General features: G+C 61.2%; 14 protein-coding genes. 11 read left to right on the forward strand and 3 right to left on the reverse strand.

Features of this window, described 5'->3' with window-relative positions:
- Positions 1 to 450 precede the first annotated feature (450 nt).
- Positions 451 to 1926: an inorganic phosphate transporter gene (locus BFW87_RS18475; protein WP_078741182.1), complete on the reverse strand. Its 1476-nt coding sequence runs from the start codon at positions 1924 to 1926 to the stop codon at positions 451 to 453.
- A 321-nt stretch (positions 1927 to 2247) separates the two neighbouring features.
- Positions 2248 to 2448 (reverse strand): hypothetical protein, encoded by a 201-nt coding sequence (locus tag BFW87_RS18480; protein WP_058425216.1) that lies wholly within the window; start codon positions 2446 to 2448, stop codon positions 2248 to 2250.
- Between the two features lie 535 nt (positions 2449 to 2983).
- Between BFW87_RS18480 and pcaR the strand changes: the two genes are divergently transcribed.
- The 11 genes from pcaR to pcaC all read left to right on the forward strand — a co-directional run bounded on the left by pcaR (position 2984) and on the right by pcaC (position 13725).
- Positions 2984 to 3826, forward strand: a complete 843-nt coding sequence (gene pcaR / locus BFW87_RS18485; RefSeq protein ID WP_078741183.1) for a pca regulon transcriptional regulator PcaR — start codon at positions 2984 to 2986, stop codon at positions 3824 to 3826.
- Between the two features lie 143 nt (positions 3827 to 3969).
- Positions 3970 to 5310 (forward strand): MFS transporter, encoded by a 1341-nt coding sequence (locus BFW87_RS18490; protein WP_078741184.1) that lies wholly within the window; start codon positions 3970 to 3972, stop codon positions 5308 to 5310.
- Between the two features lie 212 nt (positions 5311 to 5522).
- Entirely contained in the window at positions 5523 to 6380 is an 858-nt protein-coding gene (locus BFW87_RS18495) for a CoA transferase subunit A (protein ID WP_078741185.1), read from the forward strand.
- Entirely contained in the window at positions 6380 to 7159 is a 780-nt protein-coding gene (locus BFW87_RS18500; RefSeq protein WP_078741186.1) for a CoA-transferase subunit beta, read from the forward strand. Before BFW87_RS18495 ends, BFW87_RS18500 begins: the two co-directional genes overlap by 1 nt.
- Positions 7156 to 8358, forward strand: coding sequence for a 3-oxoadipyl-CoA thiolase (gene pcaF, locus BFW87_RS18505; protein ID WP_176159777.1), 1203 nt, complete (start codon positions 7156 to 7158; stop codon positions 8356 to 8358). The genes BFW87_RS18500 and pcaF overlap by 4 nt, the downstream gene beginning before the upstream one ends.
- A gap of 17 nt (positions 8359 to 8375) precedes the next feature.
- Entirely contained in the window at positions 8376 to 9080 is a 705-nt protein-coding gene (gene pcaH, locus BFW87_RS18510; protein WP_078741188.1) for a protocatechuate 3,4-dioxygenase subunit beta, read from the forward strand.
- 1 nt (position 9081) lies between these two features.
- Complete coding sequence (gene pcaG / locus BFW87_RS18515) at positions 9082 to 9648, forward strand: protocatechuate 3,4-dioxygenase subunit alpha (RefSeq protein WP_078741189.1); 567 nt, start codon at positions 9082 to 9084, stop codon at positions 9646 to 9648.
- A 196-nt stretch (positions 9649 to 9844) separates the two neighbouring features.
- A complete protein-coding gene (locus BFW87_RS18520) occupies positions 9845 to 11140 on the forward strand; it encodes an MFS family transporter (RefSeq protein WP_078741190.1) in 1296 nt (431 codons plus the stop codon).
- Between the two features lie 9 nt (positions 11141 to 11149).
- Entirely contained in the window at positions 11150 to 12514 is a 1365-nt protein-coding gene (locus tag BFW87_RS18525; protein ID WP_078741191.1) for a 3-carboxy-cis,cis-muconate cycloisomerase, read from the forward strand.
- Positions 12515 to 12524: 10 nt separating this feature from the next.
- Positions 12525 to 13316: a 3-oxoadipate enol-lactonase gene (gene pcaD, locus BFW87_RS18530; protein ID WP_078741192.1), complete on the forward strand. Its 792-nt coding sequence runs from the start codon at positions 12525 to 12527 to the stop codon at positions 13314 to 13316.
- A gap of 10 nt (positions 13317 to 13326) precedes the next feature.
- Positions 13327 to 13725 carry a 4-carboxymuconolactone decarboxylase gene (gene pcaC, locus BFW87_RS18535; RefSeq protein WP_078741193.1) on the forward strand — a complete coding sequence of 133 codons (399 nt, stop codon included), beginning with the start codon at positions 13327 to 13329 and terminating at the stop codon, positions 13723 to 13725.
- Between the two features lie 134 nt (positions 13726 to 13859).
- Here pcaC and BFW87_RS18540 read toward each other — a convergent pair whose 3' ends face one another.
- On the reverse strand, positions 13860 to 14759 hold the full coding sequence (locus tag BFW87_RS18540) for a polysaccharide deacetylase family protein (protein ID WP_078741194.1): 900 nt from the start codon (positions 14757 to 14759) through the stop codon (positions 13860 to 13862).
- Positions 14760 to 14761 lie beyond the last annotated feature (2 nt).

The raw sequence follows: 14761 nt of genomic DNA on the forward strand, positions 1-14761 counted from the left end.
CCCACATTTGGATCTCCATTTTGTCTGGGGGAACGCGGTCTGCTCTAGCAAAAACAGCGCTTTGATCCAACCACTCAGGTCGGCTCTCAGGCCGCCGTGCTTTAGATTTTGATCTTGATCTGAGGCGCCCCGTTAACCACGCTGGCCGAACGCAGGCTTGAATCCGTGGGTAACCCGGCAGGACGCCGGGTTAGCCGCGCTGGGCCAAGGATGGCCCATCGCGGCGGCCCACGGATTCAAGCCGGAGTGAGGGCACACCGAGCCTAGGCGAGGTGCCGAGTGTTGGGGCAAGAGCCCTTTGGTTACTTTGGGGCTCTTTTCCAAAGTGACCCGCCGTAAGGGCGGAACCTATATCCGCCATCACCCAAATAACGGATATGCCCCCAAACCCCAAAAAGCAAAAAAGGCGCAACCCTCACGGATCACGCCTCCTTCAAAACCAACGACCTATCAGCTACCCAACGCCTTGGAAGCCAACCAGAACAACCCGGCCGACAGGCCCACGGTAGCCGGCAAGGTCAACACCCAAGCCATCAGAATGGTCTTCACGGTCCCGCCCTGCAGGCCGCTTTTGTTGGCAACCATGGTCCCGGCCACACCCGAAGACAACACGTGAGTGGTGGAAACCGGCAAGCTGAAAATGTTGGCCAGGCCAATCATGCTCGCCGTGGTGATCTGCGCCGACATGCCCTGGGCATAGGTCATGCCCTGCTTGCCGATCTTCTCACCGATGGTCAGCACCACACGCTTCCAGCCCACCATGGTGCCCAGGCCCAGGGCCAGTGCGACCGCGAGGATCACCCAGAACGGGGCGTATTCGGTAGTGGCGGTCAGGTCTTTGCGCAGCTTGTCGAGGTCGGCCTTGTCACGGGCGGACAGGTTCGGCAGCTTGCCGACTTTCTTCGCGGTGTCGTCCAGGCAGAGCAGGTAGCGACGCACTTCAATGCGGTGCTCGGCGGTCAGCGAATGGTAGTCGGAGACACCTTTCAATGTGCTCAGCAGTGCGCTGATGGTGGGCTCGGTCTGCTGCGGATTGCATTGGAACTTGCCCGGCAGGTCGTCCTTCACGCTTTTACCCAGGGCGAGGAACTCGCCGAGGGTCTCATGATTGCGCTGGTAGAACTGGCTCAAGTGCGAGGTCGCGTCGCGGGTACGCTCGATCTGGTAAGTGGTGCTGCCCAGGTCAAGTACGAACTGCGCCGGCACGATGCCGATCAGCACCAGCATAATCAGACCGATGCCTTTTTGACCATCGTTGGAACCGTGCACAAAGCTCACGGCCATCGCGGAGATCACCAATACCAGGCGGTTCCAGAACGGCGGGTGCTTCTTGTCGTCGAGTTTGCGGCGCTGGTCCGGGGTCTTGTGCATCTTCGACAGCGGGCGCCACCATTTCAGGCCGATCAGCACCAGGGCTGCGACCAGGAAACCGGCCATCGGCGAGAACACCAGGGAGGCACCGATATCGATCGCTTTCTGCCAGTTCACACCGTCAGCCAGCGGGATGTCGTTGATCAGGGCATTCGCCAGGCCGACACCGAGGATCGAGCCGATCAGGGTGTGGGAGCTGGAAGCCGGGATACCGAAGTACCAGGTGCCCAGGTTCCAGGTGATCGCGGCGGCCAACAAGGAGAAGACCATCGCCAAACCATGGCCGGTGTTCACATTGATCAGCAACTCCACCGGCAGCAAGTGCACGATGGCGTAGGCGACACCCACACCCCCGAGCAACACGCCGAGGAAGTTGAACACCCCGGAGAAGAACACGGCCAGGTGCGGCGGCATGGCTTTGGTATAGATGACTGTGGCCACCGCGTTAGCGGTGTCATGAAAGCCATTGATGAACTCGAAGGCGAGGACAAAGGCCAGGGCGAGCAACAGGCTCACGAGAACCCAAGCATCCAGTCCGCTGAATAAATCGATCATGAAGGTTTTCTGACCCGGTCGTAAGGGGGCGCGATTATGCCAGAAAACCTCGGTAATCGATGCATTAGCTGCTCATCGGTAACAAAGTTCATTGAAAAACCATGGCGCAGAGGCGCACATCCCAGGGTTTTCGGGGCTTTGGCAAGTCTTTGATTTACAACGCACAGGGCCTGAAAGGCGGATTTTTTAAGCGAAATGTCACGTTCGAAACATTTGTACGAAATTTCGCTCAAGGCAGTAGGAGCCTGGCGAAATCAGGTTGCCCACCGCTGGCAATGCGCCAGCGGAGGAAGCAATACCTGGAAGCTCAAATCGAAGCGCTTATGACTCTTCGGTTTTGAGTTCCTGTTCAATCTTTTGGATTTCCTGGGCAAATGCCTGATCCAGCAAGCTCGCTCGCTTGCGCCATGGCTTGCGTTCCGGCTCAGGCTGGGCGGCGTAGGTGGTGACTTCCCCGCCGTAAACGTCCTTGTAACGTTGCTCCTGGCGCTCAAGTTCCGCGCGCAGTTCGTCTTTCGTCACAGTGTTACCTAATTGAGTTGAGTTTATTTAGTGTGCAGCGCGTGCCTGAAAATCGTCCTCGGCTTATTTCAAGTTCAACGGTGCAACCGTTCAACTTTGAAAGTGAAGCCAAAGGGCAGTTCTTTTAGCAGATACGTGTGGCCGACGATGCATGCGACCCGCAACGCCTGGTGAGCTCCAATCCCGATATGACTACCGGGCCGACCTCTGCACAGGCTTCATTATAGCGGCGCATTTGAATAACACTATCACCACGAAGTTAAAAAGCGTCAACACTGCATGAGGGTTTTGTTACATGCTGGCGTCAGTATTTGCGCAACCAAGCTGTCATAAAGTCCGCACTCTTCTAAATACCCGTGTGAATGACCAAACTTTATCTACGCCCGGGGCAGGTCACCTGCAAAATTGCGATTATCGAATGATCGTCCGATAATCGCCCAATGTTGTTGCGGCTGACTTGTGCACCTTGACCGGCGCGGCTTGTAATGGCGGCCAACCCTTCCAGCGGTTGAAAACAAGAGAAAGGACCCTTGAAATGAACGATCAATTGCGCAACTCCTTCGCGTCAGTGGCGCCGCCGATCGTGGCTTCACCGGCCAAGCGCATCCAGGCGTTTACCGGCGATCCGGACTTCATGACTTCCCTGGCTCGCGGCTTGGCCGTAGTGCAGGCATTCCAGGAGCGCAAGCGTCATCTGACCATCGCCCAGATCAGCCACCGCACGGAAATCCCCCGCGCTGCCGTACGCCGTTGCCTGCATACCTTGATCAAACTCGGCTACGCCACCACCGACGGGCGCACCTATTCGCTGCTGCCCAAAGTGCTGACGCTCGGCCATGCCTACTTATCCTCCACACCCTTGGCGGTATCGGCCCAGCCTTACCTGGACCGCATGAGCGAGCAGCTCCACGAAGCCTGCAACATGGCCACCCTGGAAGGTGATGACATTCTTTACATTGCCCGTTCCGCCACGACTCAGCGCCTGATTTCCGTGGACCTGTCGGTGGGCGGGCGCTTACCGGCGTATTGCACCTCCATGGGCCGAATTTTGCTGGCGGCGCTGGATGACGCGTCGCTCAAGGACTACCTCGATCACGCCGACCTGCAAACCAAGACCAGTCGCACCCTGACCACCCCCGAAGCGCTGTTCGAATGCCTGCAACAAGTACGTCAGCAGGGTTGGTGCATCGTCGACCAGGAACTGGAACAGGGCCTGCGCTCCATCGCCGTGCCGGTGTATGACGCGTCTGGCCAGGTGCTGGCCGCGCTCAATGTCAGTACCCACGCCGGCCGCGTCAGCCGTAGCGAGCTGGAGCAGCGTTTTCTGCCGAGCATGCTCAGTGCCAGCCGCGAATTGAGCACCCAGCTGTTTGCCTAAGTGTGCGGTGATCGCACAGATCCCGGCCGGATGAATTGACGGTGTTTCCCCAGGCTTATTAATGTGCGGCAGCGCTCTGCAAGCGCCCAATAATAACGACGGCCGCAGGTCGTCAGCCCGCCATCGGTGTGGAAATAACAATAATGAATCAGCCTTCTCTCGGTACGAACCTGGACGTGCAGTCCTTTATCAACACCCAGCCACTCTCACGCTACCAGTGGCGTGTGGTGATCCTGTGTTTCCTGATCGTTTTTCTCGATGGCCTCGACACCGCCGCCATGGGCTTTATCGCCCCTGCGCTGTCCCAGGATTGGGGCATCGACCGTGCCAGCCTGGGCCCGGTGATGAGCGCCGCGTTGATCGGCATGGTGTTCGGCGCATTGGGCTCCGGCCCGTTGGCGGACCGCTTCGGCCGTAAAGTGGTACTGGTTGGCGCGGTGCTGGTGTTTGGCGCCTTCAGCCTGGCCTCGGCCTACAGCGCTAACGTCGACCAGTTGCTGGTGCTGCGCTTCCTCACCGGGCTGGGCCTGGGCGCGGGGATGCCGAATGCCACCACGCTGCTCTCCGAATACACCCCGGAACGCCACAAGTCGCTGCTGGTCACCAGCATGTTTTGCGGCTTCAACCTGGGCATGGCCGGTGGCGGGTTTATCTCGGCCAAGCTGATTCCGGCATTCGGCTGGCACGCGTTGTTGATGATCGGCGGCATTCTGCCGTTGATCCTCGCGGTGGTGCTGGTGCTGTGGCTGCCGGAGTCGGCACGCTACCTGGTGGTGCGTAATCGCGGCACTGAGAAGGTGCGTAAAACCTTGTCACCCATCGAGCCCAACCTCGTTGGCCAAGCCACCAGCTTCAGCGTGCCCGAGCAAAAAACCGTCAAGGCCCGCAACGTTTTCGCGGTGATCTTCTCCGGTACCTACAGCGCCGGCACCTTGCTGCTGTGGCTGACTTACTTCATGGGGCTGGTGATTGTGTACCTGCTCACCAGTTGGCTACCGACCCTGATGCGCGACAGCGGCGCCAGCATGGAGCAGGCTGCGTTTATCGGCGCCTTGTTCCAGTTTGGTGGTGTGTTGAGCGCAGTGGGTGTGGGCTGGGCAATGGACCGGTTCAATCCCCACAAGGTCATCGGCACTTTCTATCTGTTGGCTGGGGTGTTTGCCTACGCAGTGGGCCAGAGCCTGGGCAATATCACCTTGCTGGCGACTCTGGTGCTGGTGGCCGGCATGTGCGTCAACGGCGCGCAATCGGCGATGCCGTCGCTCGCAGCGCGCTTCTACCCGACCCAGGGCCGTGCTACCGGCGTGTCGTGGATGCTCGGCATCGGCCGCTTCGGCGCGATCCTCGGCGCGTGGATGGGTGCGACTTTGCTGGGCCTGGGTTGGAACTTCGAGCAGGTGCTGACTGCACTGGTGATTCCAGCGGCTGTGGCCACGGCGGCGGTGGTGATCAAGGGCATGGTCAGCCATGCCGACGCCACCTGAGGAGTGTCACTCATTTGTGGGAGCTGGCTTGTGTGGGAGCTGGCTCCCACATTGGCGGTGTTTCTCCAAGTAATTAGCCAGACAACAATCTGTTCGATAATCGAACGCTGTGTCGATTATCGGATTGTTTGGGCCCTGTCCCCGGCTTAATCTTCAAGCACTTCGGCGCGACCTCAGCGCCTTTTTCGATCAACACCGGGAGCCCAAACCCCATGGCTGAAATTCTTGCGCTGCGCGACGCGGTGAAGCAATTCGTGAACGACGGCGATACCGTCGCACTGGAAGGCTTTACCCACTTGATCCCTACCGCAGCGGGTCATGAAATCATTCGTCAGGGCAAGAAAGACCTGACGCTGGTGCGTATGACGCCTGACCTGATCTACGACCAGTTGATCGGCGCAGGCTGCGCCCGCAAATTGATTTTTTCCTGGGGCGGCAACCCGGGCGTGGGGTCCCTGCATCGCCTGCGTGACGCGGTCGAGAAGCAATGGCCACAACCGCTCGAAATCGAAGAGCACAGCCACGCCGACCTGGCCAATGCCTACGTCGCCGGTGCTTCCGGCCTGCCGTTCGCGGTGCTGCGTGCCTACGCCGGTTCCGACCTGCCCAAGGTCAACCCGTTGATCAAGACCGTGACCTGCCCGTTTACCGGTGAAGTGTTGGCGGCGGTGCCGTCGGTGCGCCCGGATGTCACGGTGATTCACGCGCAAAAGGCCGACCGCAAGGGCAACGTGTTGCTCTGGGGCATTCTCGGCGTGCAGAAAGAAGCGGCCCTGGCGGCCAAGCGCTGCATCGTCACCGTCGAAGAAATCGTCGACGACCTGAACGCGCCGATGAACAGCTGCGTGCTGCCGACCTGGGCGCTGACTGCGGTGTGCCATGTGCCGGGCGGCGCGCACCCGTCCTACGCCCACGGCTACAACGAGCGTGATAACCGCTTCTACCAGGCGTGGGACCCGATCGCCCGCGACCGTGGGACCTTTACCGCCTGGATCGACGAATACATCCACGGCACCGCCGACTTCAGTGAATTCCAGGCCAAGCTGGCCGCCGCGCAGGAGGCCAAGTAATGGCTTACTCGACCAATGAAATGATGACCGTCGCCGCCGCGCGCCGCCTCAAGAATGGCTCCGTCTGTTTTGTCGGCATCGGCCTGCCGTCCAAAGCCGCCAACCTGGCGCGCCTGACCTCGTCGCCGGATGTGGTGCTGATCTACGAGTCCGGCCCGATTGGCGCCAAACCCTCGGTACTGCCGCTGTCCATCGGTGACGGCGAGCTCGCTGAAACCGCCGACACCGTGGTGCCTACCGGTGAAATCTTCCGTTACTGGCTGCAAGGCGGGCGCATCGACGTCGGCTTTCTTGGTGCTGCGCAGGTCGACCGTTTCGGCAATATCAACACCACCGTGGTCGGTGATTACCACCAGCCCAAAGTGCGCCTGCCGGGTGCCGGAGGAGCGCCGGAGATCGCCGGCTCCGCCAAGAGCGTGCTGATCATCCTCAAGCAGTCGGCACGCTCGTTCGTCGACAAGCTGGACTTCATCACCTCGGTCGGCCACGGCGAAGGCGGCGATTCACGCAAACGTCTTGGCCTGCCAGGCGCCGGCCCCGTAGGCATTATTACCGACCTGTGCACCATGGAGCCGGAAGAGGGCACCCATGAGTTTGTGGTCACCGCCTTGCACCCGGGCGTGACCCGTGAGCAAGTCGTCGCGGCCACCGGCTGGGCGATCCGTTTTGCGGATCAGGTCGCCACCACCGCCGAACCGACCGAGGTCGAGCTGACTGCCCTGCGTGATCTTGAAGCACGCACCGCTGCCGCCCACGGCCAAGCCCCTGGAGAAGCCTGATGCGCGACGTGTTTATTTGTGACGCTATCCGTACCCCCATCGGCCGTTTTGGCGGTGGCCTGGCGACCGTGCGCGCCGATGACCTGGCGTCGCTGCCGATCAAGGCGCTGATCGAGCGCAACCCTTCGGTGGACTGGAGCGCGGTCGACGAAGTGTTCCTCGGCTGCGCCAACCAGGCGGGCGAAGACAACCGCAACGTCGCACGCATGGCGCTGCTGCTGGCCGGCCTGCCGGAAAGTGTTCCGGGTGTGACCCTCAACCGTTTGTGCGCCTCGGGCATGGACGCGATCGGCACGGCTTTTCGTGCGATTGCCAGCGGCGAAATGGAGCTGGCAATTGCCGGTGGCGTCGAGTCGATGTCCCGCGCGCCGTTCGTGATGGGCAAGGCGGATGCGGCGTTTTCGCGAAACATGAAGCTGGAAGACACCACCATCGGCTGGCGTTTTATCAACCCGTTGATGAAAGCCCAGTACGGCGTGGATGCGATGCCGCAAACCGCCGATAACGTGGCCGACGACTACAACGTTTCCCGCGCCGACCAGGACGCCTTCGCCTTGCGCAGCCAGCAACGCACGGCCGCAGCGCAAGCGGCGGGCTTCTTCGCTGAAGAAATCGTGCCGGTACGCGTCGCCCATAAAAAGGGCGAGACCGTGGTGGAGCACGATGAGCACCCGCGGGACACCACGCTTGAAGCCCTGGCCAAACTCAAACCGGTCAACGGGCCGGACAAGACCGTCACCGCTGGCAACGCCTCGGGTGTCAATGATGGTGCCGCTGCGCTTATCCTGGCCTCTGCCGAGGCGGTGAAAAAACACGGCCTCACTGCCCGCGCTCGGGTGTTGGGCATGGCCAGCGCCGGTGTCGCCCCGCGTGTGATGGGCATCGGCCCGGTGCCGGCGGTGCGCAAACTGGTGGAGCGCCTGGGTGTGGCCGTCACCGACTTTGACGTGATCGAGCTCAACGAAGCCTTTGCCAGCCAAGGCCTGGCGGTGCTGCGTGAACTCGGCCTCGCCGACGATGCGCCCCAGGTCAACCCGAACGGCGGCGCTATTGCCCTCGGTCACCCGCTGGGCATGAGCGGTGCGCGATTGGTTCTGACCGCACTGCACCAGCTGGAAAAAACCGGCGGCCGCAAAGGCCTGGCGACCATGTGTGTGGGTGTCGGCCAAGGCCTGGCCCTGGCGATTGAACGCATCTAACAAGAGAGGATTGCTGCATGAGTGACAAGCCCGGTTACCGGCGCCCGCAAGCGGGCACTCAACCTGATTACCTGCACCCGGCCTACCAGTCGACGAACCTGCGTTCGCCGTCCCAGCCGTTGGTGTTCCTGCCCCATTCCTTGTCGGAAATTACCGGCCCGACCATCGGCGCCGAGCGAGTAGACGAGAAGGACAATGACCTGACGGCTCAGCATGAAGGCGAGCCGCAGGGCGAACGCATCATCATCCACGGCCGTGTGCTGGACGAAAACGGCCTGCCGGTGCCGGGCATCCTCGTGGAAATCTGGCAGGCCAACGCCGCCGGTCGTTACAACCACAAGCGTGACGTGCACGACGCGCCGCTGGACCCGAATTTCACCGGCACCGGCCGCACCGTCACCGACGCCGATGGCGGGTACCAGTTCCAGACCATCAAGCCCGGCGCCTACCCGTGGGGCAACCACCACAACGCGTGGCGCCCGGCGCATATCCACTTTTCGCTGTTCGGGCCGAGTGTGCTGACGCGCCTGGTCACGCAGATGTACTTCCCCGGCGACCCGCTGCTGGAGTACGACCCGATCTACAACTGCGTGCCCGACACCTCGGCCAAGCAGCGCCTGATCGCCAGCTTCGACCTGGAAAAAACCATTCCTTCCTATGCCCTCGGCTACCGCTGGGACATCGTCCTGCGCGGCCGCGACGCCACGCCGATGGAGAAATGAGATGACACTCAACGCGACCACGTCCCACACCGTCGGGCCGTATTACCACATCGGCCTGACCTGGCTGAACCGCGAAGACCTGACCGTGCCCGCCACCCTTGGCGAGCGTGTGGCGATCAGCGGGCAAGTGGTGGACGGCAACGGTGATGTCGTCAACGACGCCATGCTCGAAGTCTGGCAGGCCAACGCCGCCGGCAAGTACGACCACCCGGAAGATGAGCAGGACAAGGCCGTCGACCCGAATTTCGAAGGCTTTGGCCGGGTGCCGGTGGATGCCGAAGGGCGGTTTCGCTTTACCACCATCAAGCCGGGCGCCGTGCCGGGGTTGAAGGGCACGACTCAGGCGCCGCATCTGGTGGTGCTGGTGTTTGCCCGTGGGTTGGTGAAGCACTTGCTGACGCGGATTTATTTCGACGGTGAAGCGCTGAATGGCGATGACCCGCTGCTGGCGTGTGTGCCTGCTGAGCGGCGTAGCACGTTGATTGCCAAACCTGATGCAGAGGGTGTGCATCAGTGGAATGTGATTTTGCAGGGCACGGACAGGGAAACGGTGTTCTTCGATTATTGAGCTGACGATCGTTCCCACGCTCCGCGTGGGAATGCATCCCTTGACGCTCTGCGTCACGATTTCAAGAGCGGACGCGGAGCGTCCCAAGCGGCATTCCCACGCAGAGCGTGGGAACGATCATCCAAAAGTCTGCTTGCGGAACATGGTTGTTGCAAAGTATGTCTAGGCTATAACCGTTCCCACTGAGTGAAAAAACATGACAACAACAACGAGTCACTACACCGGAGAAGAACGCAGCAAACGGATTTTTGCGATTGTCGGGGCCTCCTCCGGCAACCTCGTCGAATGGTTCGACTTCTACGTCTACGCCTTCTGCGCCATCTACTTTGCTCCGGCGTTTTTCCCGTCGGACGACCCTACGGTCCAACTGTTGAACACCGCCGGCGTATTTGCCGCCGGGTTCCTGATGCGGCCTATCGGCGGCTGGCTGTTTGGCCGGGTGGCCGACAAACACGGCCGTAAAAATTCGATGATGATCTCGGTGCTGATGATGTGCGCCGGCTCGCTGGTCATCGCCTTTTTGCCCACGTACAAGGACATCGGCGCCTGGGCCCCGGCGTTGCTGTTGGTGGCGCGGCTGTTCCAGGGTTTGTCGGTGGGTGGCGAATATGGCACCACTGCGACCTACATGAGTGAAGTTGCACTCAAGGGCCAGCGCGGCTTCTTCGCCTCGTTCCAGTACGTGACCCTGATCGGCGGGCAACTGCTGGCGGTGTTGGTGGTGGTGATCCTGCAACAACTGCTCACTGAAGAAGAATTGCGCGCCTGGGGCTGGCGGATTCCGTTCGTGATCGGCGCTGTTGCGGCGGTGATCTCCCTGCTGCTGCGTCGCACCCTGAAAGAAACCACCAGCAAGGAAATGCGTGAAGACAAAGACGCTGGCAGCATGGCGGCGCTGTTTCGCGATCACAAAGCGGCGTTTATCACCGTGCTCGGCTATACCGCCGGTGGCTCGCTGATTTTCTACACCTTCACGACTTACATGCAGAAATACCTGGTGAACACTGCCGGGATGCATGCCAAGACGGCCAGTTACATCATGACCGGCGCGCTGTTCGTGTACATGTGCATGCAGCCGCTGTTCGGCATGCTGGCGGACAAGATCGGTCGACGCAATTCGATGCTCTGGTTCGGCGCGTTGGGCACTCTGTGCACAGTACCGATTCTGTTGAGCCTGAAAACCGTGACCAGCCCGTTCCTGGCATTTGTATTGATCACCCTGGCCTTGGCCATCGTGAGTTTCTACACATCAATCAGCGGCTTGGTGAAAGCCGAGATGTTCCCGCCACAAATTCGCGCACTGGGCGTGGGCCTGGCCTATGCGGTGGCCAACGCGATCTTTGGCGGCTCGGCGGAGTACGTGGCTCTGGGCCTGAAGACGATGGGCATGGAAAACACCTTCTATTGGTACGTGACCGTCATGATGGCGGTGGCTTTCCTGTTCAGCTTGCGCCTGCCGAAACAGGCGGCTTATTTGCACCACGACCTTTAGGGATGAGTTATGACACTGCGCACGAGCAATCAACTGTTCGACGCTTACTTCACCGCTGACAGCATGGCCGAGGTGTTCTGCGATCGAGGACGCTTGCAGGGCATGCTCGATTTCGAAGCCGGTTTGGCCCGGGCCCAGGCCCGGGTCGGGCTGATCCCCCAAGCGGCCGTCGCACCCATTGCCCAGGCCTGCCTGGCGTCGCTTTACGATGTGGATGCCCTCGGCGTGGCGATTGCCACGGCGGGGAATTCCGCGATTCCATTGGTGAAGGCACTCGGCAAGTTGATTGCCGCTGAAGATGCCGGTGCCGAACGTTACGTGCATTTAGGGGCGACCAGCCAGGACGTGATGGACACCGGGCTGGTGCTGCAACTGCGAAGTGCCGTGGCCTTGATCGAGGCGGACCTGGCACAGCTGGGCGAGATTCTGGCGGAGCAAGCGCAGCGTTATGCAGGCGTGCCGTTGGCCGGGCGGACCTGGCTGCAACATGCAACGCCGGTCACTCTGGGCATGAAAATCGCCGGTTGGCTGGGGGCCGTGACGCGCAGCCGTCAGCGCCTGGCCGAGCTGAAACCGCGCCTGCTGGTGCTGCAGTTCGGCGGCGCCTCCGGCACGCTGGCAGCGTTGGGCGAACAGGCCCTGCCGGTGGCTGAAACTTTGGCTGTCGAGTTGCAACTGCGCTTGCCCGAGCAGCCCTGGCACACCCAGCGCGATCGTCTTGTGGAATTCGCCAGCGTGCTTGGTTTGATCGCCGGCAGCCTCGGCAAACTCGGTCGCGACATCAGCCTGCTGATGCAGACCGAAGCCGCGGAAGTGTTCGAGCCCTCGGCGCCGGGCAAAGGCGGTTCCTCAACCATGCCGCACAAACGCAACCCGGTGGGCGCCGCCGTGCTGATCAGCGCCGCCACCCGCGTGCCTGGCCTTGTGGCGACGATGTTCAGCGCCATGCCTCAGGAACACGAGCGCAGCCTGGGCTTGTGGCATGCCGAGTGGGAAACCTTGCCGGAGATTTGTCGGTTGGTATCGGGTGCTTTGAAACAGGCATTGCTGGTGAGTGAAGGGCTGGAAGTCGACCCGGAGCGCATGGCGCAAAACCTCGACTTGACCAAGGGCCTGGTGTTGGCCGAAGCGGTCAGCATCGTGCTCGCGCAACGACTGGGACGTGAAACTGCGCACCATCTGCTGGAGCAGTGCTGCAAGCGTGCTGTCGCCGAGGGTCGCCATCTGCGCGCGGTATTGGCGGATGAACCGCAAGTCACTGCCGAACTCTCGGTGGCTGAACTGGACCGCTTGCTCGACCCGGCCCACTACCTGGGCCTGGCTCAAACCTGGGTCACCCGCGCTGTAACTGAACATTTTGCAATGACCGCGTAAGGAGACCGCTGTGGCCTTTGTACAACTCGCCGAGGGCGAACTGCATTACCAACTCGACGGCCCGGTCGATGCGCCGGTGCTGGTGCTGTCCAACTCGTTGGGCACGGACCTGCATATGTGGGATTTTCAGATCCCGGCCTTCACCGAGCATTTTCGCGTGTTGCGGTTTGATACCCGTGGCCATGGCAAATCGCTGGTCACCGCCGGCCCTTACAGCATCGAGCAGTTGGGCGGTGATGTGATCGCCTTGCTCGATGCGCTGGACATCCAGCGTGCGCATTTTTGCGGGCTGTCCATGGGCGGTTTGATCGGCCAATGGCTGGGCATTAACGCGGGTGAGCGCCTGCAACGCCTGGTGGTGTGCAACACCGCCGCCAAGATCGGCACGCCCGAGGTGTGGAACCCGCGCATCGAAATGGTCTTGCGTGATGGCGCAGCAGCCATGGTTGCGCTGCGCGATGCGTCGATCGCGCGCTGGTTTACCGCTGACTTTGCCCAGGCGCATCCCGATCAAGCCAAACTGATCACCGACATGCTCGCCGCCACCTCGCCCGAGGGTTACGCCGCCAATTGCGGGGCCGTGCGCGATGCCGATTTCCGTGAGCAACTGGCCTCGATCAACGTACCGACCCTGGTGATTGCCGGCAGTGAGGATGCAGTCACACCGCCCGCCGGCAGCCACTTTATCCAGGCCCACGTGAGAGGCGCCGAATACGCCGAGTTCTATGCGGCGCACCTGTCCAACGTCCAGGCGGGCGCTGAATTCAGTGACCGCGTGCTGGAATTTTTGCTGGCCCGCTGAGGAGCTTTTTGTGGACGAGAAACAACGATACGCCGATGGCCTGCAGGTGCGTCGCGAAGTGCTGGGCGATGCCCATGTCGACCGCAGCCTTAATGCCCTGACCGAATTCAACAGCGAGTTTCAGGAAATGATCACCCGCCACGCCTGGGGTGATATCTGGACCCGCCCCGGCTTGCCGCGTCATACCCGCAGTCTGATCACCATCGCCATGCTGATCGGCATGAACCGCAGTGAGGAGTTGAAGCTGCACTTGCGCGCGGCGGCCAGCAATGGGGTGACCCGAGCCGAGATCAAGGAAGTGTTGATGCAAAGCGCCATCTACTGCGGGATTCCGGCGGCGAATGCGACGTTTCACCTGGCCGAGTCGGTGTGGGATGAATTGGGCGTTGAGTCCCGCCAGCCAGACTGAATCTGAAATACGGTCAAATGTGGGAGCGGGCTTGCTCGCGAATGCGGTGGATCGGTCAGCTCATCTTTAACTGACAGACCGCATTCGCGAGCAAGCCCGCTCCCACATTTTTGATCTCCATACGGGGTCGCAGATCAATGCGAATCCGCATCCCATACCCAATTCCACACCCCGGGCAAATGCACCGGCTCATTCACATCCCTCACCGTACGCGCCAGCGCAGCGCGCTGCAGGGCGGCAGAGTCGGTGTAGAACGGCTCGGCGGCGGTTTTCATGCCGTTGATCCGGGCGCTGTCCATCAGGATCTGCAAATACTCCTGCATATGCCGCGCGGTGTAGCGGTTGATGTCGTGGAAGGTCACCACCACCGGAATCACGCCGTCCACTGTCGGCAATTCACCCAAGGCAATGTGTTCACGCACCACTGACAGCTGCCGGTACAAATTTGCCCGGCGGCGCGGGCTGCCGTTGAAGCCCCAGATCTTGCCGTCATTCGCACTCAGGTCCGTCAGCAACACGTGCATGCCGTGGCGCGTGTAGGCGGCGAAGGTGCGTCTGTCGTAGTTCCAGAAGGGCGGGCGCACCAGCACAGGTGGCATGCCGGTGATTGACGCGATATCGGCGGCGCCCTGGCTGAGGGAGCTTTCCAGGTCGGCATCGTTCAGCCAGCGATGGTTGGTATGAAACGCCGTGGCCGTGTGGAACGCCAGGATATGCCCCGCCGCAAACTCACGCTCCATGGTCTTGCGACCCCGAGCGCTGCCGCCGGAGCGGGAGGCTTCGGTCTGCAGGAAAAACACCGCCTTGATCCCCGGCAGTACCGGGTTGTTCGCCAGGTCAGCCATCACTGAACGGCTCGGGTTGTTGTAACCCGAGGCGCTGGGGCCATCATCAAAGGTCAGCAAGAAACGGATCGGCGCCTGGGCCTGCAAACGCTGTTCGGTCTGGGGCGTCAGGGGGAGGGGCGCGCCGATGCAGCCGCTGAGGCTTAAAACCACGGCAAGCAGCGCGCAGGCGTTTGTGAAGGATTTCATGA

The sequence above is a fragment of the Pseudomonas fluorescens genome (assembly GCF_002022275.1).
Taxonomy (GTDB): Bacteria; Pseudomonadota; Gammaproteobacteria; order Pseudomonadales; family Pseudomonadaceae; genus Aquipseudomonas; species Aquipseudomonas fluorescens_AJ.

What these genes read in the sequence shown, in the direction of transcription:
- BFW87_RS18475 (WP_078741182.1), bottom strand. Translation starts at nt 1,926, where the DNA reads ATGATCGATTTATTCAGCGGACTGGATGCTTGGGTTCTCGTGAGCCTG.
- pcaR (WP_078741183.1), top strand. Translation starts at nt 2,984, where the DNA reads ATGAACGATCAATTGCGCAACTCCTTCGCGTCAGTGGCGCCGCCGATC.
- BFW87_RS18490 (WP_078741184.1), top strand. Translation starts at nt 3,970, where the DNA reads ATGAATCAGCCTTCTCTCGGTACGAACCTGGACGTGCAGTCCTTTATC.
- BFW87_RS18495 (WP_078741185.1), top strand. Translation starts at nt 5,523, where the DNA reads ATGGCTGAAATTCTTGCGCTGCGCGACGCGGTGAAGCAATTCGTGAAC.
- BFW87_RS18500 (WP_078741186.1), top strand. Translation starts at nt 6,380, where the DNA reads ATGGCTTACTCGACCAATGAAATGATGACCGTCGCCGCCGCGCGCCGC.
- pcaH (WP_078741188.1), top strand. Translation starts at nt 8,376, where the DNA reads ATGAGTGACAAGCCCGGTTACCGGCGCCCGCAAGCGGGCACTCAACCT.
- pcaG (WP_078741189.1), top strand. Translation starts at nt 9,082, where the DNA reads ATGACACTCAACGCGACCACGTCCCACACCGTCGGGCCGTATTACCAC.
- BFW87_RS18520 (WP_078741190.1), top strand. Translation starts at nt 9,845, where the DNA reads ATGACAACAACAACGAGTCACTACACCGGAGAAGAACGCAGCAAACGG.
- BFW87_RS18525 (WP_078741191.1), top strand. Translation starts at nt 11,150, where the DNA reads ATGACACTGCGCACGAGCAATCAACTGTTCGACGCTTACTTCACCGCT.
- BFW87_RS18540 (WP_078741194.1), bottom strand. Translation starts at nt 14,759, where the DNA reads ATGAAATCCTTCACAAACGCCTGCGCGCTGCTTGCCGTGGTTTTAAGC.